Origin of the sequence: Acidocella sp. (genome assembly GCF_035535915.1) — a bacterium.
In the GTDB taxonomy this organism is placed as follows: Bacteria; Pseudomonadota; Alphaproteobacteria; order Acetobacterales; family Acetobacteraceae; genus Acidocella.
Window position 1 is genome coordinate 1 of record NZ_DATLPB010000020.1, and the last position, 25,227, is coordinate 25,227.

27 protein-coding genes are annotated in these 25,227 nt (G+C 64.8%); 14 read left to right on the top strand and 13 right to left on the bottom strand.

What is annotated here, in order from left to right:
• Positions 1-102 precede the first annotated feature (102 nt).
• Genes VNC39_RS02285 through VNC39_RS02310 form a run of 6 tightly spaced genes read left to right on the top strand, consistent with a single transcriptional unit; the run spans position 103 to position 6,153 of the window.
• Entirely contained in the window at positions 103-1,053 is a 951-nt protein-coding gene (locus tag VNC39_RS02285) for a bifunctional riboflavin kinase/FAD synthetase (RefSeq protein ID WP_325395750.1), read from the top strand.
• A complete protein-coding gene (gene ileS, locus VNC39_RS02290) occupies positions 1,050-3,806 on the top strand; it encodes an isoleucine--tRNA ligase (protein ID WP_325395751.1) in 2,757 nt (918 codons plus the stop codon). The genes VNC39_RS02285 and ileS overlap by 4 nt, the downstream gene beginning before the upstream one ends.
• Positions 3,806-4,297, top strand: coding sequence for a signal peptidase II (lspA, locus tag VNC39_RS02295; RefSeq protein WP_325395753.1), 492 nt, complete (start codon positions 3,806-3,808; stop codon positions 4,295-4,297). The genes ileS and lspA overlap by 1 nt, the downstream gene beginning before the upstream one ends.
• 9 nt (positions 4,298-4,306) lie before the next feature.
• The gene (locus tag VNC39_RS02300; protein WP_325395755.1) at positions 4,307-4,864 is read left to right on the top strand and encodes a DUF3035 domain-containing protein; all 558 of its coding nucleotides are present in this window, start codon (positions 4,307-4,309) and stop codon (positions 4,862-4,864) included.
• 50 nt (positions 4,865-4,914) lie between these two features.
• Positions 4,915-5,274 (top strand): copper resistance protein CopC, encoded by a 360-nt coding sequence (locus tag VNC39_RS02305; RefSeq protein ID WP_325395757.1) that lies wholly within the window; start codon positions 4,915-4,917, stop codon positions 5,272-5,274.
• A gap of 3 nt (positions 5,275-5,277) precedes the next feature.
• On the top strand, positions 5,278-6,153 hold the full coding sequence (locus tag VNC39_RS02310) for a copper resistance D family protein (protein WP_325395759.1): 876 nt from the start codon (positions 5,278-5,280) through the stop codon (positions 6,151-6,153).
• Between the two features lie 26 nt (positions 6,154-6,179).
• Here VNC39_RS02310 and VNC39_RS02315 read toward each other — a convergent pair whose 3' ends face one another.
• Entirely contained in the window at positions 6,180-7,049 is an 870-nt protein-coding gene (locus tag VNC39_RS02315; RefSeq protein ID WP_325395761.1) for an NmrA family NAD(P)-binding protein, read from the bottom strand.
• Positions 7,050-7,205: 156 nt separating this feature from the next.
• Between VNC39_RS02315 and VNC39_RS02320 the strand changes: the two genes are divergently transcribed.
• Positions 7,206-8,102, top strand: a complete 897-nt coding sequence (locus VNC39_RS02320; protein WP_325395763.1) for a LysR family transcriptional regulator — start codon at positions 7,206-7,208, stop codon at positions 8,100-8,102.
• 230 nt (positions 8,103-8,332) lie between these two features.
• Complete coding sequence (locus tag VNC39_RS02325) at positions 8,333-10,231, top strand: methyl-accepting chemotaxis protein (protein WP_325395765.1); 1,899 nt, start codon at positions 8,333-8,335, stop codon at positions 10,229-10,231.
• Between the two features lie 188 nt (positions 10,232-10,419).
• Here VNC39_RS02325 and VNC39_RS02330 read toward each other — a convergent pair whose 3' ends face one another.
• The 6 genes from VNC39_RS02330 to VNC39_RS02355 all read right to left on the bottom strand — a co-directional run bounded on the left by VNC39_RS02330 (position 10,420) and on the right by VNC39_RS02355 (position 14,238).
• The gene (locus VNC39_RS02330; protein ID WP_325395766.1) at positions 10,420-11,061 is read right to left on the bottom strand and encodes an NrsF family protein; all 642 of its coding nucleotides are present in this window, start codon (positions 11,059-11,061) and stop codon (positions 10,420-10,422) included.
• Positions 11,062-11,218: 157 nt separating this feature from the next.
• Positions 11,219-11,941, bottom strand: coding sequence for a molybdopterin-dependent oxidoreductase (locus VNC39_RS02335; protein ID WP_325395768.1), 723 nt, complete (start codon positions 11,939-11,941; stop codon positions 11,219-11,221).
• Positions 11,938-12,606 (bottom strand): cytochrome b/b6 domain-containing protein, encoded by a 669-nt coding sequence (locus tag VNC39_RS02340; protein WP_325395770.1) that lies wholly within the window; start codon positions 12,604-12,606, stop codon positions 11,938-11,940. Before VNC39_RS02340 ends, VNC39_RS02335 begins: the two co-directional genes overlap by 4 nt.
• Positions 12,607-12,615: 9 nt before the next feature.
• On the bottom strand, positions 12,616-13,320 hold the full coding sequence (gene msrA, locus VNC39_RS02345) for a peptide-methionine (S)-S-oxide reductase MsrA (RefSeq protein WP_325395772.1): 705 nt from the start codon (positions 13,318-13,320) through the stop codon (positions 12,616-12,618).
• Positions 13,317-13,817, bottom strand: coding sequence for a peptide-methionine (R)-S-oxide reductase MsrB (gene msrB / locus VNC39_RS02350; RefSeq protein ID WP_325395774.1), 501 nt, complete (start codon positions 13,815-13,817; stop codon positions 13,317-13,319). Before msrB ends, msrA begins: the two co-directional genes overlap by 4 nt.
• A 145-nt stretch (positions 13,818-13,962) precedes the next feature.
• The gene (locus VNC39_RS02355) at positions 13,963-14,238 is read right to left on the bottom strand and encodes a hypothetical protein (RefSeq protein WP_325395775.1); all 276 of its coding nucleotides are present in this window, start codon (positions 14,236-14,238) and stop codon (positions 13,963-13,965) included.
• 473 nt (positions 14,239-14,711) lie between these two features.
• On the opposite strand from VNC39_RS02355, the gene VNC39_RS02360 reads away from it, so the two are divergent.
• Entirely contained in the window at positions 14,712-15,215 is a 504-nt protein-coding gene (locus VNC39_RS02360) for a sigma-70 family RNA polymerase sigma factor (RefSeq protein ID WP_325395777.1), read from the top strand.
• A gap of 169 nt (positions 15,216-15,384) precedes the next feature.
• Positions 15,385-15,933 carry a TetR/AcrR family transcriptional regulator gene (locus tag VNC39_RS02365; RefSeq protein ID WP_325395779.1) on the top strand — a complete coding sequence of 183 codons (549 nt, stop codon included), beginning with the start codon at positions 15,385-15,387 and terminating at the stop codon, positions 15,931-15,933.
• Positions 15,934-16,509: 576 nt separating this feature from the next.
• Here the strand turns inward: VNC39_RS02365 and VNC39_RS02370 are convergent.
• The 4 genes from VNC39_RS02370 to argH are packed head-to-tail and all read right to left on the bottom strand — an operon-like array spanning position 16,510 to position 21,638.
• Positions 16,510-18,747, bottom strand: coding sequence for a DUF4175 family protein (locus tag VNC39_RS02370; protein WP_325395781.1), 2,238 nt, complete (start codon positions 18,745-18,747; stop codon positions 16,510-16,512).
• The gene (gene lysA, locus VNC39_RS02375) at positions 18,744-20,069 is read right to left on the bottom strand and encodes a diaminopimelate decarboxylase (RefSeq protein WP_325395783.1); all 1,326 of its coding nucleotides are present in this window, start codon (positions 20,067-20,069) and stop codon (positions 18,744-18,746) included. The genes VNC39_RS02370 and lysA overlap by 4 nt, the downstream gene beginning before the upstream one ends.
• Position 20,070: 1 nt before the next feature.
• Entirely contained in the window at positions 20,071-20,196 is a 126-nt protein-coding gene (gene lptM, locus VNC39_RS02380) for an LPS translocon maturation chaperone LptM (RefSeq protein ID WP_325395785.1), read from the bottom strand.
• A complete protein-coding gene (argH, locus tag VNC39_RS02385) occupies positions 20,193-21,638 on the bottom strand; it encodes an argininosuccinate lyase (RefSeq protein ID WP_325395787.1) in 1,446 nt (481 codons plus the stop codon). The genes lptM and argH overlap by 4 nt, the downstream gene beginning before the upstream one ends.
• A 34-nt stretch (positions 21,639-21,672) precedes the next feature.
• Between argH and VNC39_RS02390 the strand changes: the two genes are divergently transcribed.
• Positions 21,673-22,206, top strand: coding sequence for a TlpA family protein disulfide reductase (locus VNC39_RS02390; protein WP_325395789.1), 534 nt, complete (start codon positions 21,673-21,675; stop codon positions 22,204-22,206).
• Between the two features lie 157 nt (positions 22,207-22,363).
• Here VNC39_RS02390 and secB read toward each other — a convergent pair whose 3' ends face one another.
• Positions 22,364-22,861 (bottom strand): protein-export chaperone SecB, encoded by a 498-nt coding sequence (secB, locus tag VNC39_RS02395; protein ID WP_325395791.1) that lies wholly within the window; start codon positions 22,859-22,861, stop codon positions 22,364-22,366.
• 84 nt (positions 22,862-22,945) lie between these two features.
• Here secB and argC point away from each other — a divergent pair, with 84 nt between their 5' ends.
• The gene (gene argC, locus VNC39_RS02400) at positions 22,946-23,848 is read left to right on the top strand and encodes an N-acetyl-gamma-glutamyl-phosphate reductase (RefSeq protein WP_325395793.1); all 903 of its coding nucleotides are present in this window, start codon (positions 22,946-22,948) and stop codon (positions 23,846-23,848) included.
• 3 nt (positions 23,849-23,851) lie between these two features.
• Positions 23,852-24,409, top strand: coding sequence for a gamma carbonic anhydrase family protein (locus VNC39_RS02405; protein WP_325395795.1), 558 nt, complete (start codon positions 23,852-23,854; stop codon positions 24,407-24,409).
• Here VNC39_RS02405 and VNC39_RS02410 read toward each other — a convergent pair.
• Positions 24,406-24,600, bottom strand: a complete 195-nt coding sequence (locus tag VNC39_RS02410) for a hypothetical protein (RefSeq protein WP_325395797.1) — start codon at positions 24,598-24,600, stop codon at positions 24,406-24,408. The two genes, VNC39_RS02405 and VNC39_RS02410, sit on opposite strands and share 4 nt — an antisense overlap.
• Here VNC39_RS02410 and VNC39_RS02415 point away from each other — a divergent pair.
• Positions 24,599-25,222: a TetR family transcriptional regulator gene (locus VNC39_RS02415; protein ID WP_325395799.1), complete on the top strand. Its 624-nt coding sequence runs from the start codon at positions 24,599-24,601 to the stop codon at positions 25,220-25,222. The two genes, VNC39_RS02410 and VNC39_RS02415, sit on opposite strands and share 2 nt — an antisense overlap.
• Positions 25,223-25,227: the final 5 nt, after the last annotated feature.

Consider the following 25,227-nt stretch of genomic DNA (forward strand, 5'->3'; position numbering starts at 1 on the left):
TTTTTTGCTACTTTTTGTTCACAAAAAGTAGCCTTCCCTTTCTTCCCTTTCTTCCCTTGCCTGACCCTTGACCATCGGCCAGCGTTGGGCCCTGTGAGCTTTATGAAGATATTTTCCGATTGGCGGGGGCTGCCGGCTTCGGCGCAAGGGGCGACGGTGGCGTTGGGCAATTTCGACGGCGTGCATCTCGGCCATGCCGGGGTGGTGCAGGCGATGCACGCCGCGCGGCCTGGCGCGCCGTTGGCGGTGCTGACGTTCGAGCCGCATCCGCGCAGTTTTTTCCGCCCGCAGGACCCGCCTTTCCGACTCACGCTGAGCGCCGAGCGCGCCGCCGCCCTGGCCGCCTTGGGCGTGGACCTGCTGTATGAACTGCCGTTCGACGCCGCCTTCTCGCACCTCACCGCGGACGAATTCATCGACCAGGTGCTGCATGCGGGCCTGCGGGCAGCGCATCTTGCCTGCGGCGGGGATTTCGCGTTCGGCCATCGGCGGGGCGGCGATGTCGCCATGCTCGGCCGCCGCGCCGGCGCGCTCGGCATGGGGCTGACGATCGTGCCCCCCGTCGTGGACGCGCAGGGGCCGATTTCCTCCACGCGCATCCGCCGCCTGCTGCAGGATGGCTACCCGGAGCGCGCCGCCGCTTTGCTGGGGCGCAACCATACCATCCGCGGCATGGTCACGCATGGCGACAAACGCGGGCGAACCATCGGCTTTCCCACCGCCAATATTCCGCTCGGCGAGCATCTGGAGCCCGCGCGCGGCGTGTATGCCGTCACCGCCCGGCTGCCGGACGGCGGCACGGTGCAAGGGGTGGCGAATATCGGCCTGCGCCCGACCGTGGGCGGCAAGGAATCCCGGCTGGAAGCGCATCTGTTCGACTTTGCCGACGACCTTTACGGCGCCGAGCTGACCGTGGCGCTGCATGCGTTCTTGCGTGAGGAACGCAAATTCGAGACATTCGACGAACTGAAGGCGCAGATCGCCGCCGACGCCAAGGAAGCCCGCCTGCTGCTTGACAGAAGGCCAAAACCCGCCAATCCCCTAGCCTCATGAGCGATACCAAGGCCGATTACAAAACCACCGTCTTCCTGCCCACCACGGAATTCCCGATGCGCGGCGAGCTGCCCAGGCGTGAGCCTGACATGCTGCGCCGCTGGGAGGAGATGGGCCTGTGGGACAAATTGCGCGCGCAGTCGCAGGGCCGGCCCAGCTTCATCCTGCATGACGGCCCGCCTTATGCGAACGGCAACCTGCATATCGGCCACGCGCTGAACAAGATCCACAAGGACGTGATCAACCGCGCGCAGCAAATGTCCGGGCGCGATGCGAACTACATCCCCGGCTGGGACTGCCATGGCCTGCCGATCGAATGGAAGATCGAAGAGCAGTACCGCAAGAAGAACAAGGACAAGGACGAAGTCCCGGTTCTGGAATTCCGCAGGGAGTGCCGCGAATACGCGCAGCATTGGCTGTCCGTGCAGTCCGAGGAATTCAAGCGCTTAGGGGTGGCCGGCGACTGGGCGCACCGCTACGCCACCATGGATTTCGACTCGGAGGCGCGCATCGCCGGTGAGATCGGCAAGTTTCTGCTCAATGGCGCGCTGTATCGCGGCCTGCGCCCGGTGATGTGGAGCCCGGTGGAGAAGACCGCGCTGGCCGAGGCCGAGGTTGAGTATTACGACAAAAAAGACACCGCGATCTATGTGCGGTTTCCTTCCGCCGCGACGCAAGGCCCGCTCATGGGGGCTTCCGTCGTCATCTGGACCACGACGCCCTGGACCATCCCCGGCAATCGCGGCCTCGCGTCCGGCGCCGAGTTTGATTATATGGTCCTGCACGTCGATGCGGTCGCCGAAGGCAGTTTGGCCAGACCGGGTGAAAAACTCATCGTCGCCCAGGCGCTGCTTGAAGATTTCCTGAAAGCCGTCGGCATTGTCGGCCACACGGTTCTGAGCCTTTTCAAGGGCGCGGCGCTGGAGGGGGCGAAATTCCGCCATCCGCTGGCGCGCCAGGACAAAGGCTACGATTTCGAGGTCCCGCTGATGCTCGGCGAGTTCGTGACCACCGAGGCCGGCACTGGCATCGTGCATATGGCGCCCGGCCATGGCGAGGACGATTTTTTCCTCTGCCGCGCGCATGGCATCGCCGTGCCCGACACGGTGCAGGGCGACGGGACTTATTATCCGTCGGTGCCGCTGTTCGCGGGCGTGCATGTGTACAAGGCGGCGGACCCGGTCTGCGGGGCCTTGGCCGCCGCCGGCACGCTGCTGCACCGCGCGGAGTTCGTGCACTCCTATCCGCATTCCTGGCGCTCCAAGGCGCCGCTGATCTATCGCGCCACGCCGAACTGGTTCATCCGCATGGATGGCGCGGAGCATATCCGCCAGAGCGCTTTGGCGGCGATCGACGCCACGCATTTCGTGCCGGAAATCGGCCGCAACCGCATCCGCTCGATGGTCGAATCGCGGCCGGACTGGTGCATCTCCCGCCAGCGCGCCTGGGGCGTGCCGATCCCGATTTTCGTCCACAAAACCAATCATGAGCCGCTGCGCGACCCGGCGGTGGTGGCGCGGGTGGTGGAATTCTTCACGGCGGAAGGCGCGGATGCCTGGTATGTCCGCCCGGCGCAGGATTTCCTCGGCCCTGACCACAAGGCCGAGGATTACGAGCAGATTTTCGACATCGTCGATGTCTGGTTCGAATCCGGCTCGACCCATGCCTTCGTGCTGGAGGCGCGCGGCCTGCCGACCCCGGCCGATCTTTATCTCGAAGGCTCGGACCAGCATCGCGGCTGGTTCCAGGCCTCGCTGCTGGAGTCCATCGGCACGCGCGGCGCGGCGCCGTTCAAGGCGATCGTGACCGACGGGTTCGTGCTCGACGAGCAGGGGCGGAAAATGTCGAAATCCCTCGGCAACGTCACCGCGCCGCAGGAAGTCAACGACAAATACGGCGCGGACATTCTGCGCCTGTGGGTGATGAACGCGGACACCTCCGAGGATCTGCGCATCGGCCCGGAAATTCTCAAGCAGCAGGCGGAATTGTACCGCCGGCTGCGCAACAGCCTGCGCTGGATTCTCGGCTCGCTGGACGGGTTCACGGAAGAGGAGCGCGTGCCGGCGGCGGAATTTCCGGGGCTGGAGCGGTTCCTGCTGCACCGGCTCTGGGAGCTGAACGAAAAAATCGCCGGCGCGGTGCGGAACCATGACTGGACCGGGGTCTATCCGGCGCTGCATCAGTTCTGCACCACGGATCTCTCGGCCTTCTATTTCGATATCCGCAAGGATTCGCTGTATTGCGACCGGCCGGACGCGCCGCGCCGCCGCGCCAGCCGCAGTTTTCTCGATATTCTGTTCCGCGCCCTCACGGCCTGGCTGGCGCCGGTGCTGCCCTTCACGGCGGAGGAGGCGTGGTGCGCCCGTTTCGGCGACGATGTTTCGGTGCATCTCACGCAGTTCCCGGAAATCCCCGAGGCTTGGCGCGATGATGCGCTGGCCGGGCAATGGACGAAAATCCGCGAGCACCGCGCCGGCGTGACCGGGGCGATCGAGCTGATGCGCAAGGACAAGCAGATCGGCTCCTCGCTGCAGGCCGAGGCCATCCTTTCGCGCGAGGCCGAGGCCGTGCTGGGCGACGCCGATCTCTGGGCCGAGATCTGCATTTCCTCCGCCGCGTTGTTCGGCGCGCAGGATGGCGCCGCCATCGCCGCCGGGCAGAAATGCGAACGTTGTTGGCGCGTTCTGCGAGAAGTGGGCGCGGACCCGAACCACCCGACGCTCTGCCGCCGTTGCTGTGAGGCGGTGGCATAATGGACCGCCGTCTTGCCGGGTACCTGCTGGGGCTGGCGGTCCTGGTGGCGGACCAGGCCACAAAATACTGGGTTTTGCACGGGCTGCATTTGCAGGACGGGTCTCGGCTGGCGGTGCTGCCGGTGGTGAATTTCGTGCTGGTCTGGAATCACGGCATCACCTTCGGGATGTTTGCCGGCGCCGGCGCCAAGGTTCTGCTCGCCACAATCGCCTCCGCCGTCATCATCGCGCTCTGCGTCTGGTTGTGGCGCAGCCGGAACTGGCCGACCGTGCTGGCGATCGGGGCGATCACCGGCGGCGCCATCGGTAATGTCGCGGACCGGCTGCGGTATGGGGCGGTGGTGGACTTCATCCAGGCGCATATCGCCGGGATCTATTTCCCCTGGGTCTTCAATGTCGGGGATTCCGCGATCTGCTGCGGGGTTGCGGTGTTGATGCTGGAAAGCCTCCTCCGCCGCTCCCCAGTTGCGGCCGGCGACAGGCAGAGATAGGAAAGCGGCATGACAATCAGATTCGCCGCCGCCGGTTGCACCTTCGTTCTCGCGCTCGCCCTGACCGGTTGCAGCGATTCGACGAAGAAAGAGTTTGGCCTGGAGGCCAATCCCCCCGACGCGTTCCAGGTCGGCACGCAGGCGCCCCTGGCGCTGCCGCCGGAGCTGAGCCAATTGCCGGCGCCCAACCCCGGTGAGCCGCGGCCGCAACAGGAAAATGCCGCGCAGGCGGGCGCCGAGGTGCTGGACCCCGAGAACGCGCTGGTCGCCGCCCCGTCGACCTTGAGCGCCGGCGGGCAGGCGCTGCTGCAGGAAGCCGGCCCCACGCCGCCGAACAATATCCGCGCCGAGATCAACCAGAACGCCCTGGTCGCCAGCAAGCCGGCGGGCTTTGTCTCGTCGCTGATGGGCAATGGGCCCACGCCGCCCCCGACAGTGAATGCCCCGGCCGAGCAACGCCGCCTGCAGGAGAACGAAGCGCTGGGGCAGCCGGTGACGCAGGGGGCCACGCCGCAGGACAGCAATGCCAACTCTGGTTTCTTGAACCGCCTGGCGAATTTCTTCTGATTTGCCGGGCAAAATCGGCATGTGATTTCGGTTTGTTCAGGAAGCGGCCAATGACATTTCGCGCCCTCTGTCTTGCTCCTGTGCTGGCGATGCTGGCGGCCGCCCCGGCTCTGGCCAATGTCACGCTGGTGCTGGCGAACCCTGCCCCGCGGGCAGCTGTCGCGGCGCCGCCGCATATACTGGTGCTCTCTTTCAGCGCCCCGCCGCAAATGGGCTTTTCCAATGTTGCCGTCACGAATCAAGCGGGCAATCCGGTCCAGGCCGGGCGGCCGGAGGCTGTGGCCGGTCAGCCTTTTGAGCTCGCCGTGCCCGTGGCGATCACCCTGCCGGGCCGTTACACCGTGAACTGGCAAATTCGCGCCTATAACCAGCGCAGCACCGGCAGTTACAGCTTCACGGTCACCCAGTAACCAATGGATGGCGGCGTCTGGCTGGCGCTGCGTGCCGCCATCCGCGGCGTTCAGATGGCGGGTTCCTTCGGGCTGTTCGGCACGTTGCTGCTCAGCGCCACGTTGCTCCGCCGCCATCATGTGGTGGGGCTGAGGCGTCTCGCCTGGGTCTGTCTCGCCGTGGCGCTGGGGGCGGGGCTGGTCTGGTTCCTGTTGCAGGCCGAAGAATTGTCTGAGGCCCAGACCATGCCCGATCTGGTCGCCGCCCTTCCCATCGTGGCCTGGGACACGCGTTTCGGCACAATGCTGCTCGGGCGTTGCGCCGCCTTGGGCGTGGCGGCGGTCTGCTACCAGCTTGGGCGCGTGCGGCTGGCCGCCTTGCTCGCCGGCGGAGCGATCGTCGCGGAGGCCTGGCTTACCCATGGCGGCTCGATGGAGGGCCGGCTCGGCACCGTGCTGCTGTCGACGTCCGTGGTGCATATCCTGGCCGGGGCGTGCTGGCTTGGAACCCTCCCGGCTTTGTATCTGGCGATCCGGCGTTTGCCTGAGCCCCAAATCGCCGCGCTCGCGGCAAGCTACTCGCCGCTCGGTATGGCCTGTGTCGTGGCGCTGTTGCTTACCGGTTTGATCGAATACCTGGTCTTGATCGACCAGCCGGGGGCCCTGGTCAGCACGGCCTATGGCCTCGCCGCCCTGGCAAAAATAATCAGCTTTGCCTTTCTCATCGCGCTTGCCGCCATGAACCGCAATTGGCTGACACCGCGTTTGCCGGCAACGCGGCGGCATTTGCTGCGCAGCATCGGCGCGGAAATGCTGCTCGGCCTGCTCGTGCTGGTGGCCGCCGGGCTGATCCTGCAGTTCACCCCACCCGCCATGGCGGGCATGCAGATGGGCGATTGATCTAAAGCCCGTTTGAAGCAGGCCGGTTAAGCCGCCACCGTGGCCACGAGCGTGGCGATGGCCGTGCCGGCATCGATCTTGCCCTTGAGCGCGTGGCGGCCATGGTCCCGGAACTCGATCCATCCCTCGTTGAAGCCGTCGAGCATCCTGATCCGTGGCATCGGATTTTTCATCCCTTGTGAACGGAACAAGCCTTCCCAGGAATCGCGCGGCACGATCTCAACGCGTACGGGCCTGCCAAGGGCATTTGCAAAAGCCGCCGCCAGATCATTGGGCGAGACGCGGTGCGGGCCTTCCAATTCGACGACGCGATGGCCGCTCCATTCTTCCTGGATCAACGCTGCGGCAACCTGTCCGACATCTTGCGTCGAGACCATCGGGAACGGCCGGTCGGCCGGCTGTAGAAAACTGTAAATGACGCCTGCGTCGCGGGCCGAGGAAACGTCCCAAAGCGCATTATCGATGAACCAGCCGGGCCGCAGGATCGTCAATGGCAGCCCAATGGTGCTGACGGCCTGTTCCAGCATCGTTCGCTGCGACAGCAAATTATCCTCAGCGGCGTCCCCCCCAATGGTCGAGAGACAGAGCACCTTGCGCGGCCGCGCGGCCTTAAGCGCCGCGACGACGCTGTCGATAATGGTCTGTGCCTCGGGATAGCCCGGCTGCGGATCGAACTCGGGTGGCGGCAGGATGAACACTGCGGAAGCCCCCGTAAAGGCGCGCGTCAGCGCCGCCGCGTCATCCATTTCGGCGAGGGCGATCTCGCAGCCCAGGGCGGCCCAGACATTGCCCTTCCGCTCGTCACGCAGGATGGCGCGGACCTTCTGGCCGGCCGTCAGGAGCGTGCGTGCCATTTCTCCGCCGACTTTGCCCGTAACGCCTGTGATCGCATACATTTTCGTTCTCCGGTTCAAACCAACGGGTTGTTTCGCAAATGCTTAGACTTGGCGAGCGCTTGGCCCGCCGCGGGCTTTTACGTAGAGCAAGCGCGGTGATGACTTGAGCGCATAAAGATCAATGCTAAGATGACGTTTAATCACCATGAGGCATGAGTGAGCTTCGATGCGCGGATCCTGACTGGCGTCGGTGTGCTGGCCGCCGTTACGGAGGCTGGAAATTTTGCACGCGCGGCCGAGACGCTGGGCCTGACCCCGTCGGGGGTCAGCCGGGCCATCGCGCGGCTGGAGGCGCGGGTTGGCGTGCGGCTATTCGACCGTACGCCGCGTTCCGTGACGTTGACCGAAGAGGGGAGGCGCTTTCATGCCCGCGTGATGCCCCTGCTTGCAGGCATCGACGAGGCGGCGACCGAAATTGCAGGGGCTGCTGCTGCGGTGAGCGGCAAGCTCAGGCTGAACATCGACCCCTGGTTTGCGCGCATCGTTTTGGCACCGAACCTGCCGCGCTTCCTGGAGCGGCATCCGCTGCTCTCGCTGGACATGATCGTAAGCAACCATCGAGAAGAGATGATGGGTGGGATGGATCTGGCCGTGCGATTTGGACCGATGGAAGGCGCCTCGCTGATCGCGCGCAAGCTTCTGGAAACACGCGTGTCGACATACGCCGCGCCCGCTTACCTCAAACGGAACGGCGTACCCGGCACACCGCACGAACTCCTCCACCACGAAACCATCCTGTTCCGCGACCCGCAAACGGGCCGGCCCTTCACCTGGGGGTTTTCACGGGACGGTGAAACATTCGACGTGGACGTTCGCGGGCGATTCACGACCGACGATCCCACAACGGCCATCGAAGCCTGCATCGCCGGCCAGGGCATCTTTCAAGGCTTGGAGCTGGGAATTGGCCGCTGGATAGAGCGTGGTGAGCTGGTCCAGATTCTCGCCGACTGGTCGGACGAGACCTATCCGCTCTACGCCTACCGCGCATCGCGACACCTGCCGCCCGCAAAGGTTCGCGCGTTCCTGGATTTCGTGCAGGAGATTGCCCGCTAGCTTGTTTATTTAGAGGCGGATTCAGATTTTAGAGCGGATCGCTACGCGATTCGCGATCTAAGATCATCCGGCTCCAGGCGGCAGATACAGGCGCAGCGTTTCGCAATTGGCTGGCGCGGACAGTCCAATCGATCACGACATCGTAGATGATCGGCGGCATCTAAATTTTCAGTTGACGCGACACAAAAACAATTACAACTATGGATTGAAATAACCAAGAGCGAGTTAAAATGCTGCCGCGTTTGTCGATCACAACTCAATTCACGATTATCGGTCTTTTGGGTCTTTTCCTGACCGTCGCGGCATTAGGCCTGAGCCTGAACGCCTCCTATAATCTCGATCTCCAAGCCAAGAAAGACGCAATCAAGTCTCTCGTCGAGGCTGGCGTCACCACGACGGAAGGGTTTGTGGCGCTTGCGCAAGAAGGAAAAATGTCCGAGGCGCAGGCGCAGGCAGCGGCGAAGGCCGTATTGAGCTCCGCGCGGTTTGATGGCGGCAACTACTACTTTGTCGATTCTTACGACGGAACGGGCATCGTCCATCCGGACAAAAGCGTTATTGGGACGAATCGATTTCTCGCTCTGGACTCCTATCGCCATCCAACCGACGGTCCGATGATCGACGCGGTGGTCGCGGGCAAAACGGCCTTTAATCATTATTACAAGCCAAAAGCAGGCTCGAACGTCCCGCAGCCGAAAATTTCCTACATGCAGGGCGTGCCGGAATGGCACTGGGCCATCGGGTCGGGGGTCTATGTCGATGATGTCGAAACGGATTTCCTAAACCGCCTGTATAATCTCGCGATGATTTTCTCACCGCTCTTCCTGGCGGGCATGGTCATCGTCTATCTGGTGCGCCGGTCGGTCGCCAGACTGCTGTCCGAGATGACCCGGAACATGGAGCGTATTGCCAAAGGTGATCTGCAGGCCGAAATTTCCGGGCTCAGCCGTAAGGACGATCTCGGCAGAATGGCGCAAGCGGTGCTGGTGTTTAAAAACGCCGCCATCGAAAAGAAGGCGATCGAGGAAGCGATGGCCACGGAAAGAACCGCTGCCGACGCGGAGCGCGAGATGGCCTCTCAAGAACGTGAAGCAGCGACGCGCCAGTTGGAATTCGTCGTCGAGTCTCTGGCAACCGGTTTGCAAAACCTCTCAGCCGGTCAGCTGACATATCGGCTCCAAGAGACATTTGCCGCAGGGTATGAAAAGCTGCGCGGCGATTTCAATGCGGCGATGGAGAAGCTGCAGGTGACGATGCAGTCGATCGCCGCCAACACGCAAGGCGTGCGCTCGGGCGCCGAGGAAATCACCCAGGCGTCGGACGATCTGTCGCGGCGCACCGAGCAGCAGGCGGCGAGCCTGGAAGAGACGGCGGCCGCACTCGATGAGATCACCGCGACGGTGCGGCGCACCGCCGAGGTGGCGAACGAGGCGCGCGACCTGGTCTCGACCTCGAAGACCGATGCCGAGCGGTCCGGCGAGGTGGTGCGCCAGACGGTGGGGGCGATGGACGGGATCGAGACCTCGTCCAAGCAGATCGCCAACATCATCGGGGTGATCGACGAGATCGCCTTCCAGACCAATCTGCTGGCGCTCAATGCCGGCGTGGAAGCGGCGCGCGCCGGCGATGCCGGGCGCGGCTTTGCGGTGGTGGCGACGGAAGTGCGGGCGCTGGCGCAGCGTTCGGCCGATGCCGCGAAGGAGATCAAGGCGCTGATCTCGGCCTCGACGCAGCAGGTCGATACCGGCGTGAAGCTGGTGAGCGAGACCGGCCAGGCGCTGGGGCGGATCGTCGCGCAGGTGAGCCAGCTGAACGGGCTGGTGGTGGAGCTGGCGGCCTCGGCCAAGGAACAATCCACCGGCCTCGGCGAAGTGAACGCGGCGGTGAACCAGATGGACCAGGTGACGCAGCAGAACGCGGCAATGGTCGAACAGGCGACTGCGGCCAGTCACAGCCTGGCCGCAGAGGCCGAGGCCCTGGCGCGTCTGGTTGGGCGGTTCCACATCGGCGCGGAACATGTTGCGGGACTCAGCGAGCCACTGGCCGATCACGCTTCTTCAAGGAAGGCATTACCGCGCCAGCCACGCTTGATCACGGGAAACAAACGAAACGTCGTTGCTCTTGCCTAGAGCCGGATGATTTTAGATCGAATCGCGTAGCGATCCGCTCTAAAGTCATCGCGCTCTAGCGTCGCTGAAGGGCCACAGATCAAGGGAACAAAACATGCGCACTCAACTTATTGAAGGCGCATGTTTTCTCGGCGAGACCAGATAAACCTCACCGCTGCTGCGCAATCTCGTGTGCCGTGCAAGCGAATCTACCAGCGTGCCAGGTACGGCAACAGCGCGCGTGACAGCAAAGTGACGGCGCCACAGCCCACGCCATACCAGATGACGATGTAGAGAGCATCGTTGAACGGGCAGGCGAAGACGAAGACGAAGGCGCCCCAGGCCGCGGCCGCGATCCCGATCAACCAGGCTGATTTCGCCTGGTCTGTCGGTGCACCACGGCGCATCAGCATACCGAGCCCGACCATCGGCGGTATCGACAAGGCGAACATCTTGAATGCACACTGAACGCCGTCCCGCCAATCGATGCGGTGGATGAGGCCTGCGAGTCCGTCCCAGCCGATATCGAACCATAGCCCTGTCAGAAGACAGATGCCGATCACGGCGTAGATCCAGCGCAGCGCGCGCCGCGGCGAATAGGCCGGGTTGAAGGAAAGTATGGCCGGGATGCAGCTGATCACGGCGATCAGCCCGAGACTTATGAGACGCCACCAGAATGTCGGCTGACGCATTTTCATCGGCATGTTCGGCAGGGCGGCGCCGAGGGCAAAAAAGATGCCGATCTCGGCGATGCAGATTAACGCAATGATCGCCGCATCTTGCCCAAAACGGCGCGGGCGCACCGGTTTCAAATTCCCAGCGAGTTGGTCGATTAGGGGGTCAAACGACATCCTGTGCCTCTATCGGAGACGAAACATAGCATGTGGTGCTACGCGACGCCACGCCAGGGCAACATGGCCGGTCCCCAGGGTCTTGATCCGCGGTGACATTGCCGAGGCGTTGCCCCGCATCAGGCGAAGAGGGCGGCGCGCGCGCGCAGCCGCCGAATCATGATCCGCTGAACCAGTTGTAGCCCTGGTTTTCCCAATATCCGCCGGTCCATTTGTTGGTGACCTCCATGGCGACGATCGATTTTGGATTTTTGAAGCCCAGTTTGGTGGGAATCCTCAGCCGCAGCGGCGCCCCGAAGGGCGCTGTCAGCGGTGCGCCCAAAAAGTCGAGCGCGAGAATGGTCTGCGGATGCAAGGCCGATTCCATGTCGATGCTGGTGAAGTAGCCATCGGCGCAGCGGAACGCGACATAGCGGGCTCTGGTGTCCGCGCTGACGGCGCGCAGAAAATGGCGCAGCGGCACGCCGCTCCATTGCCCGATCGTGCGCCAGCCCTCGACGCAGACGAAGCGGGTGATCTGGCTCTCCTGAGGCAAGGTGCGGAGCTGGTCGATACGCCAGGCGCGCCGGTCGCCGATCTGGCCCGCCAGTTCGAGCTGCCATGCGGCTTCATCGACACGCGGCGCTTGGGCGATGTCGTAGAACGCGTTGAACCGCGGCGGCCGCGTGATCTGCGAAGCCTGGAAGGTGGGCGCCAGCGTGTTCGGGTTGAACAAGGCGGCCTGCACTTCATTGTTCCAGCCCGACATCAGCCGGAGAAAGTCGTCGGCAAGGTCGGGATGGCTGGGGTCGTCGAAATCGCAGCCGGGCAGCAGGCTCACCGCGCCAAAGGCGGCGGCGCGCGTCAACAGTTTCCGGCGCGAGGCAGTGAAGCTGGTCATTGGTGGGTCTCCGAAACATCGAGGCGGCCGCCGGTGATCATCGGCAGCACAACGCGCGGGACGAGAGCGGCGAGCAGAATATGCACCGCCAGAAACAAAACGATGCCGGTCATCGCGATGAAATGGATGACACGCGATATGAAGAAGCCGCCGAACAGATCCGAGAGCGGCCAGAGCTGGACCGGCTTCCACACGGCAAGGCCGGTGAGCACGGCGAGAAGGCCGAGCGCGATCACGCCGAGATAGAGAGCGCGCTGCACGGCATTATAAACCCCGACCTCGTGCGGCAGGCGAAACCGCACGGCGGCCCAGACATCGCGCAGCACCGAGCGTGGCGAAACCGGCCAGAATTTCCGGCGGAAATGCCCGGTGGCCAAACCCCAGGTCAGATAAGCCAACCCGTTCAGCATCAGCAGCCAGATCGCCGCGAGATGCCAGGCGATGGCGGCGCCAAGCCATTCTCCGATCGTCGCCCAGTGGGGAAAAACGAAAGGCAGGAAGGGCGAGGCGTTATAAATCTGCCAGCCGGTGCCAATCAGGGTGACGATGGCGACCGCATTCAGCCAGTGCATGACCCGCAGTGGCCAGGGGTGGATCACGCGCCGCGCCCGGCCCTTGCCGTGGGAACGCGCCGGCGGTGGATTTGCCATTTGTGTGCCGGTCATTGCGGGCTCCTAATCGGCTGAAGCAACGCGCACCTGCGAGGGTGTTGCGCGATAATAAGTCGGGAACAGCTGCGCCAGCGCGGCGACTTTGGGGGCATCGATGATCGCGATGTAAGGGTAGTCGGGATGCAGCACGGCGAAATTCTGATGATAGGCTTCCGCTTGATAGAACGGCATTGCCGCGGCCACCTGCGTGGCGATGGGGGCATCGAATGTGTGCGCGGCGGCCAGCTGCTGCAGATAGGCGGTTGCGACCATGCGTTGTTCCGGGTTTTCCACCCAGATCATGCTGCGGTATTGCGGACCGTGATCCGGCCCCTGATAGTCGAGCTCGGTCGGGTTGGCCGCGACGGACACGAATATGCGCAACAGCGTTCCGTAGCTGACGATGGCCGGATCGTAGGTGATCTTTAAAGACTCGGCATGCCCGGTGGTGCCGGTGCTCACGGTCTCGTACTGCGCGGTGCTCGCGCCGCCGCCGGTATAGCCGGAAACCGCTTGCTCCACGCCGGCAACATGCTGGAAGACATCCTGCATCCCCCAGAAGCAGCCGCCCGAGAGGATCGCGGTTTCGGTGCCATGCGTTTTGGCCAACGGCGCGTCGACGGTCGGCGCTGGCGCGAGCACCACGGATTCGGCGGCTGATGCGCCCCCTCCGGCAAAGGCCGCCAGTACGCCGGCGAGGCAGCTCGATAAAAACAGTTTACGCATCATGCAGTTCTCGGGGTGAAGGACAGCGCCACGCCGTTCATGCAATAGCGAAGTCCGGTTGGTTGCGGGCCGTCGGGAAACACATGGCCGAGATGGCCGCCGCACTGGCTGCAATGCACTTCCGTGCGCTGCATGCCGAAACTGTCATCCCCCGACGTGAGGATCGCACCGGGCAAATGGTCCCAGAAGCTCGGCCAGCCGGTGCCGCTGTCATATTTGGTCGCGGAGGCATAGAGCGGCAGCGCGCAGCCGGCGCAGCTGAAGACGCCCACGTGCTCCTCGTGCAGAAGGGGCGACGTAAAAGGTGGCTCGGTGCCGGCCTCCCGGAGCACCTCGTAGGCGGCGGGATTGAGCAGCTTGCGCCATTGTGCATCGGTGTGAACGACCCGGTAATCAGCGCCCGTTGCCGGGGCCGCGTTCGCGGCACGGCGCCGCGTGAGCCCGGCCATCACCACGGCCGCGATCGCGCTGGATGCGTAAAGAATCTTGCGTCGGTTCATGGTCTCTTGCTCCTGTTCGGCTTGAGATCTCGGATCAGCCGACACCCCGAATACCGGAAGGCTTCCTGGAAGGGCGATCCGATACCTGCCGAATCGCCCTTCGCACGAAAGGGCCACGCCCTTTTCGGCACAATCGGCCGGCTGGTTACTGGGGCTTCGACATGTGGTCGTTGCTCATCATGTTGTGCGCCATCGAATTGCCCATGCTGTCATGCGACATGCCGTTGCTCATCGTGTCGTGCGCCATCGAATTGCCCATGCTGCTGTGCGACATGGAATTGCCCATGCTGTCATGCGACATGCTGCTCGGGGCCATCATGTTGTTGTTCGACATGCTCGACGAGCTTTGCGCCAGGGCCGGGGCGACGGAAGCCACGGTGAGCAGGGCGACGGCAGCAAAGGTCGGGACGCGTTTAAACATAAGAGTCTCCATTGATATGTTGTGTCGACGTGCAGCATCGATCGCGCATGTCTGCCTCTGTATCCGGTCGAATGGGTGCTTTGGTTACAGCACGACAGAAAGATTTTTACGGACAGGGAGATTTTTGGCGTCACCTACGTGTCATGCCCGTGGAGTTGGCGACGGCGCTCAAGTTATTCTATAACACTCATACTAAAACCGGTCCGTCGCCACGGATGCCGGGGCGACACATGGATTTCAGGAGACGGCGTAAGCTGTGGAGCAATTCTTAAGCCTGCCCGGAAGATGCAGTCGGCTCGTCACCGTGGGCTCGGCCAGTCTGCGTCACGGCCAGGGCGGGGCACGAACCCGCCCCGCCGTGAGACCTCACCATCGTAGCGCCGCAGATCGCTAAAGTGCCGGCGTCCACCCCCACACCAGAGCCGGAGGGATCCGTCCCTCATGACGGACAGCGGCTGGGGTGGGACGCGCTGATGGAAGCGGCGCAAGCCGGCGACGCGGTGGCATATCGTCGATTGCTTGGCGAGATCGGCCCCTGGCTAAAGCGCTATTATTCCCGACGCCTTCCGCCTTTCATGGTCGATGACGTCAGCCAGGAGGTGCTGCTCGCGGTCCACGCCAAGCGCCATACCTACGATCCTGAACGGCCGTTCATCGCCTGGCTCGCCGCCATCGCCCGCTATAAATGGATCGATTCGATCCGGTCGCTCCAGTCGAACGCGACCGTGCCGCTCGACGACGAGCTGGCCGCCCCCGGTAATGATGAATCGACGGTAACAAGCGCATGGACGCTCGAAAAACTTCTCGGCACCTTGAAGCCCGCGCAAGCGGAGGTCATCCGGCTGGTCAAACTCGAAGGGCGCAGCGTCGAGGAAGCCTCGCGGGCAACTGGGCAGTCGGCATCCCTGGTAAAGGTCAATATTCATCGCGGATTGGGCCGGCTGGTCGCATTTCTCGAAACGATCCGCGATGACTGAGTGGTTGCGCGCCCGTGGAGATCGCGCTTCGCGCGGTCACACCTGGACCAGGAAATGAGCGGGCTTACCTGGCGTGGCAGCCGAGGCGCCGATGCAGCGCCGCGTGCGTTCATGTCGTTCATGTATGGATGGGGGAATGCCGAGACCAAGGGAATTTGACGAGGACGCCGTGCTCGATGCGGCGATGCAACGCTTCTGGGCGCATGGTTATGAATCGACCTCGGTTAAGGACCTGGTCGAAACAACCGGAATCTCATCGGCCAGTTTGTACAACGCCTACGGCAATAAGCGTGCGATATTCGGGGTCGCATTTGAACATTACGTAAAAAAATCGTTCGTGGAGCGCCTGGCGCGATGCGAAAAATTGGCCCCACGGGAGGCCATCAAAGCATTTTTCGATGACATACTGTGGCGCTCGATCAATGATCCTGAGCACAAAGGGTGCATGGTTGTGAACGCCGCCATGGAGCTTGCAACGCATGATCGCGCGGTGGGCAAGGCCGTGGCGAAGGTGCTCCGGCGATTGGAAGCGTTTTTCCGAACCTGCGTGGAGCGAGGCCAGGCCGAGGGAACGATCACCCGGTCGCGGCCGGCTGCCACCATGGCGCAGCATCTGCTGAGCGTGCTCATGGGCGTCCGCGTCCTGGCGCGCGTGCGCCCGGAGCGGCCGCTTCTGGAAGGGGTGATCGCAACGGCGCTCGCCTCGCTCGATCCGTAATAAAGGCGGGGGCGGTTGCCCGCCATGCGGCCGGTCGCGTCGTTCGCGGCTAACGATAGATTAGGACTTGCATACGATTCATTATTTCGATTACATCTTATTTTGGAAGTGAATTCACGTTCGCTACGGAGGTATAACGTGACCCTTGTTACTTCGCCTAACGCTCCTGCGAGCACGGAGCTGTCCGATAATACCCATGTGACAACGACGGATCCGATCATGTCCGGCCAGAGTCACATTCCTGCCGGTGTCAATGGCACGGTCATCACCGAAATGGGGGGCGGGGCCGCTGAGGTCCTTTTTGGCCCGCCGGTAAATGCGACTGAAACCGTCTCGGATAGCTTGCTCGCCGTCGCGTAAGCACCGTCGGCCGCCCGGAAAATTTTTTGGGCAGGATTTTTAGGGGGATTCCCGGCGTAGATGCACGCGCGGCCGCCTGCGCCGGCGCGGGAAGCTGGCGTTCGGTCCTTCCTCCACGCCACGCAGCCGCTCAAGGGCGGCGATTGAGCTTGGTCCCTGGCGCCATTTTCTTGCAAAAAATCACCGCTTTCCGATCTGGCCGCCCGCTGCCCCTCGTCAATTGTTGGGCGTGAGCAGCCGGTGCAAATAATGATGCGTCGGAGCGGGCAGGCTGGGATCGGCGTCGCGTTTGATGATCTCCTGCTCGATCGCATCGGCGGGGTTGCGGCGCTGGAAGCCGAGATCGGGGTTGGCGTTGTCGTCGTTGGAACCGTTCTGGCTGTCGCCGAAACCGTGCGCGCCGGGCATGCCGCCATTGGTGGCGTCAAGCGACATGCCCTGTTGCATGCTGCTTTGCAGTGCCGCCGCGGCCTGCTGGAGATTCTGGATCGCCGCCGATTCCGCCGATTGCGCGTGGCCGTTATCCTGCCGGCTGAGGGCCGATTGCGCTGCCTGCATGGCTTGCCCTGCCTGGGCCATGCCCGGCAGGTTGGCGATGCCCGCTTTTTGCAATCCGGCGCCCAGGCTTTGCAGGCCGGCGCGAAGCTGCCCTTGCTGGCCGGCGGTGGCGTTGCCTTTGGCGGTCTGGTCGAGCAGGCGCGCCTGATTCTGCATCAGTCGGCTCAGCGCCTGCGCGCTCTGCGCGGCCGCTTGCGCGCGTGCCGCCTCGGCGGCGGACATCGGCCGCGCCGCTTGCAGTGCCCGCAGCGCTGCGGCCAGTTGCTGCAACTCCGCCTGCGCCTGCTGGCTGCGCCCGGCCTGCTGGTCGGCGGCGATCTGCTGCGCCAGCCGGCTCAGTGCCGAGCGGTCGACATTCTGCGCCTGGGACGTGTGGGATGCCTTGGCGAGGGCCGCGAGATGCTGGGCGAGCGCCTGCTGCATGGCCTGCAGCAGCCGGTTCAGCGTGTTCTGGTCGACATGGCCCCGGGCCAGCGCCTGCAGCAGCGCCTGCGCGGCGTGGGCAAATGCCTGGGAGGCGGCGTAATCAGGGCCGGCCTCGAGCTGCCGGATCAGCGCGAGAAGACGCGCTACGGATTGGGCGGGGCTGGCAGCGTGCAGACGCATATCGGTGGCCAGCGCCGCGAGTTGCACATCCACGGCGTAGGATATGCGGCTGGGCGGGGTTTGCGCGGTCTGCATCAGCTCCCGGGCGATGAAAGGCGCGCGCTCCGGCATCAGGGCCAATGTCTGCCGGTCCGCGGCGAGCCGCCGGGCGGTTGGGTCGTGCAGTGGCACCGCCGGCAGGGTTATGCTTTGCGTGCCGGACATTGCGGTGAGCCCGGCGAGGTTTCGCGCCTGCAGCATCACATCGACGGCAAGGCCGCCATAAGGGCTGTCGGAAACATCGAGCCGGGCCGTGCCCTTGCCCGTGGCGGTGGGCAATGACGTGCTTTCAGGCAAGGCGCGCGGATAACCGTGCGGGCGCAGCGTGGCCCGCAGCGCGGCAAGGCCGTAAGGGTCGCTGGCCTGCCAGGAAAGTTGCGGCGCGTCGCGCACCAGCGTGACGGGCGCGAGGCTCAGAACCGGCGCGGCCGGCGGAACGACGGTGACGCGCCAGCGCGCCAGGCGGTGCCACCACGGGCCGATGCTGATGACGCCCGAGGCCGACAGCATCCCCTCGGCGCGCCGGCTATGCGCGGCCAGAGTCGCGGTGGGCAGTCTGGCGCCGGCAAAGCGGATGGCATCATCGCTGCCATTGACGACCACGGTGAGCCGGCTGCCTTGCAGCACCGTCACAGCCTGCCCGCGCGTCAGCAGCAGGGGCGCCTGGCCGGCATAGGCGGGCGGGGTGACCCAGGCGTTCACCTGGGGGACGGCGAAAAGCCGCCAGGCGGGGAGCGAGAACGCGCCGGAAAAGCGGGCCGGCAGCTCCGGCCCGGCGATCACCAGGCCGGTGACGAGCAGCAACCAGAGCAGCGCGCGCAAGGAATACGGGTCGCGCAGCGCCGCCAGCGGCGCCGGCCAGCCGGTGCGGGCCCGGGCCAGTGAGGCAGCCGCCCGCGCCTGGTGCGTGGCCCAGAGCGTCTTGCCCCAGGCGCCCTCGGTCTCCAGCTCATCCTGCAAGGCGAGCAGAGGCCGGTGTTTCAGGCCCGAGGCGCGCTCGATCCGGCGGTCAATGTCCGCGGCGCGGGGGAGCCGGAGGCGAACCGCCTCCCAGCCGAGGGAAACCAGGGCCAGGATCAGCGCGGTGACGAGGAGCGGAAACCCGCCGAAACCGAAGATCACCGCCACCAGCCAGGCGGCGAGGATGAAGGCGGCGGGCATCACCGCGTGGCATAATGTTTCAGTCCACAGCACAAGAGCGGCGCGCCGCCGCAGGCGGAGCAGAATCCGGTCCGGTGCTGCCGCGCTCATCCCGCCAGCGGGGGCAGCATTTCATCTGCCCACAAATTGTCGATGGTCTGGCGCGGCGTGATCAGATGGAATTTCCCGCCATCGATCAGCACGGCGGCGGCGCGGGGGCGGGCGTTATAGGTGCTGCTCATCACCGCGCCATAGGCGCCGGCATCGAGCAGCGCGACCCGCGCGCCCGGCTTCATCGCCGGCAGGTCGCGGCCGGTGGCGAAGCTGTCGGCGCTCTCGCAAACCGGCCCCACCACGTCGGCCGGGGCGCGGGGGGCGCGAAACTGCGTCGCCGAGACCGGCAAAATGCCGTGCCAGGCATCGTACATCGCCGGACGCATCAGATCGTTCATCGCCGCGTCCAGCACGACGAAGCGTTTCTGCCCGCGCTTTTCCAGGATCACCGAGGCGAGCAGCAGCCCCGCCGGGCCGACCAGATAGCGGCCCGGTTCCATCAGCAGCTGCACGCCGAGATCGCCGACTTCTTTCTTCACCACATTGGCGAAGGCGGAAAGCGACATCCCCGGCTCGTCGCCATAGCCGATGCCCAGGCCACCGCCGAGATCGAGCACCGACACGGTCTGACCGGCGGCGCGCAGCCAGCGCACCATGTCCGCCGCCTTGGCATAGGCCTTGGCGTAAGGCGCAGGGGAGAGGATCTGGCTGCCGATATGCACGGCGATGCCGACCGGCTGGATGCCGGGCAGCGTCGCGGCATGGGCGTAGAGGCGGGGCACATCCTGGGCGGGAATGCCGAATTTGTTGTCGGCGAGGCCCGTGGTGATCTTTTCATGGGTCCCGGCATCGACATCCGGGTTCATGCGCAGCGCCACGCGGACAGGGCGGCCCACCCGCAGCGCGATGGCGGAAATCATCTCCAGCTCTTCGGCGCTCTCGACATTGATCTGCCCGAGCCCGGCGACGATGGCCGCGCCCAGCTCCTGCGTCGATTTGCCGACGCCGGAGAACACGACATCGGAAGCCGCGATCCCGGCCTTCCGCGCGCGCATGAACTCGCCGAGGCTCACCACGTCGGCGCCGGCGCCGAGGGCGCGGAACAGGCCGAGGATGGCCAGATGGTCGTTGGCCTTCACCGCGTAATGAATATGCACGTTCAGCCCGGCCTCGGCCAACGCGCCGGCCAAGGCCCGGTAGCGGGCGCGCAGCGTGCCGGCGCCATACACCCAGCAAGGCGTACCATGCGTATCGGCGACGGCGTGCAACGGCACATCCTCGAAGCACAGCCCGTCCTGGGCGTGCATGGTCAAAGCCGGGCGCGCGGCCAGCAGGTCGTCGAGGTCGGGATCGGCGGTCAGTGGTTGTACAAGGGCCATGTCAGTTCGCCGGATAGGTGTGCGGGTAAATGATGTCCGCCGCCGGGCCGGGCGGGGTGGGCGCGCCGCGCCGGCCGCAGGCGGCAAGCGCGAGGCAGAGAGCAAGCGCGATGAAACAGGCTTTCATGCCAGTTGGTCCAGCCATTTTTGCGCCGCGCGGGCGACATTGCCGGGGGCGGTGCCGCCATAGCTTACGCGCGAGGCGACCGAAGCTTCAACCGTCAGGACGTTGAACAATTCGGCAGTGATGCGCGGCTCGACGCTTTGCATTTCCGCCAGGGTCAGGCCGGCGAGGTCGAGCTTCTTGGCCTCGGCTAGGCGGACGATCTGCCCGGTGACATGGTGCGCGTCACGGAACGGCATTTTCAGGACCCGCACTAGCCAGTCGGCGAGATCGGTGGCGGTGGAAAAGCCGGAGCCGGCGAGCTCGGCCATGCGCGCGGTGTCGGCGTCCATGTCCCGCACCATGCCGGCGGTGGCGGCGAGGCACAGGGAGATCGCGGCGGTGGCGTCGAACACCGGTTCCTTGTCCTCCTGCATGTCCTTGGCATAGGCCATCGGCAGGCCCTTCATCACGGTGAGCAGGCCAACCAGCGCGCCGGTGATGCGCCCGGTCTTGGCGCGGGTGAGCTCCGCGGCGTCGGGGTTGCGCTTCTGCGGCATGATCGACGAGCCGGTGGTGAACGCATCCGACAGCTTGATCAGGCCGTAGGGCGAGGAGCACCAGATGATGATCTCCTCGGCGAAGCGCGAGAGATGCATCGCCAGGATCGACACGGCGGACAGATATTCCAGCGCGAAGTCGCGGTCAGAGACCGAGTCCAGCGAGTTCGCGGTCGGCCGGTCGAAGCCCAGCGCCGCGGCGGTGGCGTGGCGGTCGATGGGGAAGGAGGTGCCGGCGAGCGCCGCGGCGCCGAGCGGGCATTCGTTCAGCCGCGCGCGGGCGTCGCGCAGGCGGCCGGCATCGCGGTTCAGCATTTCCACGTAAGCGAGCAGATGGTGCCCGAACGTGACCGGCTGCGCCGTCTGCAGATGGGTGAAGCCCGGCATCACGGTGCCGGCATGCTCGGCGGCGCGGGTGGCGAAGGCGCGCATCAAATCCTGGACCTGCAGCAGCAGATTGTCGATCGCGCCGCGCACATAGAGGCGGAAATCGGTCGCCACCTGGTCGTTGCGGCTGCGCGCGGTGTGCAGGCGGCGGGCGGCCTCGCCGATGCGCTCGGTCAGCCGGACCTCGATATTGGTGTGGATATCCTCCAGCGCGTCTGCGAAACTGAAGCTGCCGGCCTCGATCTCACCGGCGATCACGGAGAGGCCGCTATTGATCGCAGCGGCGTCGTCGGCGCTGATGATGCCCTGGGCGGCCAGCATCGCCGCATGGGCGCGGCTGCCGGCAATGTCTTCGGCCCAGAGCTTGGCGTCGAAGCCGATGGAGACGTTGATGGCTTGCATCACGGCGTCGGGTCCGGCACCAAAACGCCCGCCCCATTGCAGCTGCTGAGAAATCGGAGAATTGCTCTTGTCAGTCAAACCGTCACGCCCACTCTTGTTGTCCCGCCGATCCGTCATCGCCGGTGCATCTGGCTTAGCCCTCGCGGGGGGCTTGGGCAATTGTGCCGTCGCACAAATTGCCGAGGGCGACCTGCCGGACGCCGCCGCGGCGCTGACGCAGGTCATGCCGACTTTGGCGCCGCCGGTGCGCTTCGCCGACCCCGACGGGCGGGCGCTGGCCTTGGCGGATTATCGCGGGCACACGCTGCTGGTGAATCTGTGGGCCACCTGGTGCGGCCCCTGCATCGCGGAAATTCCCAGCTTCGCCGCCTTGGTGCCGCAACTGAAGAGGAGCGGCGTGCTGGTCCTGCCGATTTCCGTCGACCTGACCGGGGCGGCAGTGGTGCGGCCGTTCTACGCAAGGCACGGCATCGACAATCTGCCGATCCTGCTGAACCAGGACGGCAGCGACCTGCAGACGCTGGACGCCAACGGCATTCCGCTGACCGTGGTGATCAACCCGCTCGGCCAGCTCGTGGCGCGTATGGACGGTGCGGCGAACTGGAATACGCCGGGCACCATTGCCTTTCTGCGCGGCCTCAGCGCCGCGACGCCGCGCAGCCCCGCCGGGCGGGTGCCGGCGTGAGCCGCAGGACAAGAAAGGAAGAGGCCGCTTTTTGAAAAAAGCGGCGCAAAAACTTTTGTTTACGCTGGGCCTGAGGCGTTGAACCGGCACGGGCCCAAATTGACAAAGTTTTTTTGCTACTTTTTGTCCACAAAAAGTAGCGCTTCCTTCTTTTTACTTAGGCGTTCCCAACCGGGGCGATACCGGCGGCCTGGGCGCGGCGCGCCTGCCACAGCCCGACAAAGTCGATCGGCCCCAGCATCACCGGCGGGAAGCCGCCGTCGCGGGTCACGTCGGCCAGAATGTTGCGGGCGAAGGGGAAGAGCAAGCGCGGGCATTCCACCAGCAGCACCGGCTCCTGCTGTTCTTCCGGCACGCCGTTGAGGGTGAAGATGCCGGCATAGGACAGATCGGCGATGAACACGACCATCGGCTTTTCCGCGCCGTTTTCGGGCGAGGGGATGGTGGCTTCGGCGCGGGCCGCGAGCGTGACTTCGAACACGGTCTGGCCTTCCTGGACCCGGCGCACCTGCACGTCGAGATTGATGTTGACCATCGGCGCGGTGCGCAGCACGGTATAAATGGCCGGTGCGTTCGGGACTTCGAACGAAAGATCCTTCGTGTACTGAACATTCACGACGAGCGGCGGCTGGGGCTGGGGCGCGGTTTCTGACATATGATGTGCTCTCTGTTGTGCTATGCGGCGATGCTATGCGGCGCCCCGCCTAGCACGGCGGCAAGGTCGTGATAAGGGAGAAGCATGAGCGCGAAACTATTCATCGACGGGCAGGCGGGCACCACGGGGCTGGGCATCGCCCAACGGCTGGAGGCGATGCCGGGCATTGCCTTGGTGACGATCGATGACGCGCACCGCAAGGATTCTTCGGCCCGGCGCGACGCGATGGCGCAGGCGGATCTGACAGTGCTGTGCCTGCCCGACGAGGCCGCGCGCGAGGCGGTGGCGCTGGCGCCCGAGGGCACACGCATTCTCGATGCAAGTTCCGCGCATCGGACGGCGGAGGGCTGGACCTACGGGTTCCCCGAACTCGGCCCGGCGCAGGCGCAGCAAATCGCGCAGGCCCGGCTGGTGTCGAACCCGGGCTGCTATGCCACCGGCGCGATCGCGCTGCTGGCCCCGCTGGTTGAGGCGGGTCTTCTGCCGTCCGACCATGATGTCACCATTCACGCGGTTTCCGGTTATTCGGGCGGCGGCAAGGCATTGATCGCCGCGCACGAAGCCGAGGGCGGCCCGGCCTTCGAGGCCTATGCGCTGGGGCTGGGGCATAAGCATGTGCCGGAGATCATGCTGCGCGCCGGGCTGACCCGCCGGCCGATTTTCGCCCCTTCGGTGGGGCATTTCGCACAGGGCATGCTGGTTTGCGTGCCGCTGTTTCTCGACCGGCTGCCGGGCAAGCCCGCCGCGCTGGACCTCGTGGCGGCCTTTCAACGCCGCTATGACGGCGCGGAAAACATCGAGGTCCATCCCGAGATCGCCTCCGGCACCTTACGGCCTGAGGCGCTGAACGGCACCAACAGGTTGGAGATCTTCGTCTGCGCCAACAGCGCTTACGACCATGCCATAGCGATCGCGCGGTTGGACAATCTCGGCAAAGGCGCTTCGGGTGCCGCCGTGCAAAACATCAAACTAATGCTGGGAAACTAACCGATGCCTGACACCCCTGTTGCCGCCAAAAGCTCGGGCCTGCTTTACGCGCTGAACGGCGTGATGCCGAGCATCGACCCCACCGCCTGGATCGCGCCGACCGCGGTGCTGATCGGCGACGTACGGGTGGGGCCGGGGGCGAATATCTGGTTCAATTGCGTGCTGCGCGCCGACACCAACCCGATCATCGTCGGCGCCCGGTCCAACATCCAGGACGGTACGGTCATCCATGTCGATCATGCGGAGAATTTCACCGAGATCGGCGCCGATGTGACCGTGGGTCATGCCGCGATCATCCATGCCTGCAAATTGCGTGACCGCGCCTTCATCGGCATGGGCGCCACGGTGCTGGACGGCGCGGTCGTGGAGGAAGCTGGGCTTCTCGGCGCGCGCGGCCTGTTGGGGCCGGGCAAGCGCATCGGCCGGCAGGAATTATGGGTCGGCATGCCGGCGCGACGGATCCGGGTGATGACCGATGAAGAGCGCGCGGGCTGGGACGAAACCGTGCCGCATTATCTTGGGTTGTCGAACCGTTACCGTGGCGGCCTGACTGCGCTTTAGGGTAAGTAAGCAGGGCGCTTTTTGAAAAAAGCGCCGCAAAAACTTTTGTTATGCTGGGCATGGGCTGTGTCGGCGACAACGCCCATGGTCCAGGATAAATAAAGTTTTTTTGCTTCTTTTTGTTCACAAAAAGAAGCCTTTTCCTGCAACCTGTTGGCAAGCGGGGCGCGCGGCCCTACATCGGAATTCATGACAGATGTGGAATTTGATACCGCGCTGGTGAATGCGGCTTTCTCTCTGGCAGCGGAGCAGGGGTGGCGGCACGTGTCGCCGGCCGCGGCGGCGCGCCGGGCCGGGCTGGACCTCGCCGCCACGCGGCAGCGTTACACCGGGCCGGGCGGCATTTTGCGTGCCTTTGGGCGCCTGGCGGATGCGCATGCGCTGACCGGCGCCCTCACCGAGGGGCCGGTGCGAGAGCGGCTGTTCGACATCATCATGCGCCGTTTCGATTTCCTGCAGACGCACCGCGCCGGGGTGCTGGCCTTGCTGCGGGCGCTGCCCGCCGAGCCGCCGCTGGCGCTGTGCCTGGCGCGCGCCACCGTCACGTCGATGGGCTGGATGCTCGAGGGCGCGGGGGTATCCGCGCAAGGGGTGCGGGGCGAAATCCGCAAGAAGGGCCTGGCCCTGGTCTGGGGCTATGGAATGCGGGCCTGGTGCTGCGATGAAAGCGCCGATCTCACCGCGACCATGGCGGCGGTGGACAAGGCGCTGGACCGGGCTGACGCGATCGCCGCGCGCTTCCATCCCGCGCCGGCCCCGGCGGCCGAGGAGCCCGAAGCGCCATTGCCAGACGATCCGGCTGGAGTAATCTGACTCTG

Bases quoted from the DNA above. Each gene is read 5' to 3' on its own strand.
- VNC39_RS02285 (WP_325395750.1), top strand. From the start codon at position 103: ATGAAGATATTTTCCGATTGGCGGGGGCTGCCGGCTTCGGCGCAAGGG.
- ileS (WP_325395751.1), top strand. From the start codon at position 1,050: ATGAGCGATACCAAGGCCGATTACAAAACCACCGTCTTCCTGCCCACC.
- lspA (WP_325395753.1), top strand. From the start codon at position 3,806: ATGGACCGCCGTCTTGCCGGGTACCTGCTGGGGCTGGCGGTCCTGGTG.
- VNC39_RS02300 (WP_325395755.1), top strand. From the start codon at position 4,307: ATGACAATCAGATTCGCCGCCGCCGGTTGCACCTTCGTTCTCGCGCTC.
- VNC39_RS02305 (WP_325395757.1), top strand. From the start codon at position 4,915: ATGACATTTCGCGCCCTCTGTCTTGCTCCTGTGCTGGCGATGCTGGCG.
- VNC39_RS02310 (WP_325395759.1), top strand. From the start codon at position 5,278: ATGGATGGCGGCGTCTGGCTGGCGCTGCGTGCCGCCATCCGCGGCGTT.
- VNC39_RS02315 (WP_325395761.1), bottom strand. From the start codon at position 7,049: ATGTATGCGATCACAGGCGTTACGGGCAAAGTCGGCGGAGAAATGGCA.
- VNC39_RS02325 (WP_325395765.1), top strand. From the start codon at position 8,333: ATGCTGCCGCGTTTGTCGATCACAACTCAATTCACGATTATCGGTCTT.
- VNC39_RS02330 (WP_325395766.1), bottom strand. From the start codon at position 11,061: ATGTCGTTTGACCCCCTAATCGACCAACTCGCTGGGAATTTGAAACCG.
- VNC39_RS02335 (WP_325395768.1), bottom strand. From the start codon at position 11,941: ATGACCAGCTTCACTGCCTCGCGCCGGAAACTGTTGACGCGCGCCGCC.
- VNC39_RS02340 (WP_325395770.1), bottom strand. From the start codon at position 12,606: ATGACCGGCACACAAATGGCAAATCCACCGCCGGCGCGTTCCCACGGC.
- msrA (WP_325395772.1), bottom strand. From the start codon at position 13,320: ATGATGCGTAAACTGTTTTTATCGAGCTGCCTCGCCGGCGTACTGGCG.
- msrB (WP_325395774.1), bottom strand. From the start codon at position 13,817: ATGAACCGACGCAAGATTCTTTACGCATCCAGCGCGATCGCGGCCGTG.
- VNC39_RS02355 (WP_325395775.1), bottom strand. From the start codon at position 14,238: ATGTTTAAACGCGTCCCGACCTTTGCTGCCGTCGCCCTGCTCACCGTG.
- VNC39_RS02360 (WP_325395777.1), top strand. From the start codon at position 14,712: ATGGAAGCGGCGCAAGCCGGCGACGCGGTGGCATATCGTCGATTGCTT.
- VNC39_RS02370 (WP_325395781.1), bottom strand. From the start codon at position 18,747: ATGAGCGCGGCAGCACCGGACCGGATTCTGCTCCGCCTGCGGCGGCGC.
- lysA (WP_325395783.1), bottom strand. From the start codon at position 20,069: ATGGCCCTTGTACAACCACTGACCGCCGATCCCGACCTCGACGACCTG.
- lptM (WP_325395785.1), bottom strand. From the start codon at position 20,196: ATGAAAGCCTGTTTCATCGCGCTTGCTCTCTGCCTCGCGCTTGCCGCC.
- argH (WP_325395787.1), bottom strand. From the start codon at position 21,638: ATGACGGATCGGCGGGACAACAAGAGTGGGCGTGACGGTTTGACTGAC.
- secB (WP_325395791.1), bottom strand. From the start codon at position 22,861: ATGTCAGAAACCGCGCCCCAGCCCCAGCCGCCGCTCGTCGTGAATGTT.
- argC (WP_325395793.1), top strand. From the start codon at position 22,946: ATGAGCGCGAAACTATTCATCGACGGGCAGGCGGGCACCACGGGGCTG.
- VNC39_RS02405 (WP_325395795.1), top strand. From the start codon at position 23,852: ATGCCTGACACCCCTGTTGCCGCCAAAAGCTCGGGCCTGCTTTACGCG.
- VNC39_RS02415 (WP_325395799.1), top strand. From the start codon at position 24,599: ATGACAGATGTGGAATTTGATACCGCGCTGGTGAATGCGGCTTTCTCT.
- VNC39_RS02410 (WP_325395797.1), bottom strand. From the start codon at position 24,600: ATGAATTCCGATGTAGGGCCGCGCGCCCCGCTTGCCAACAGGTTGCAG.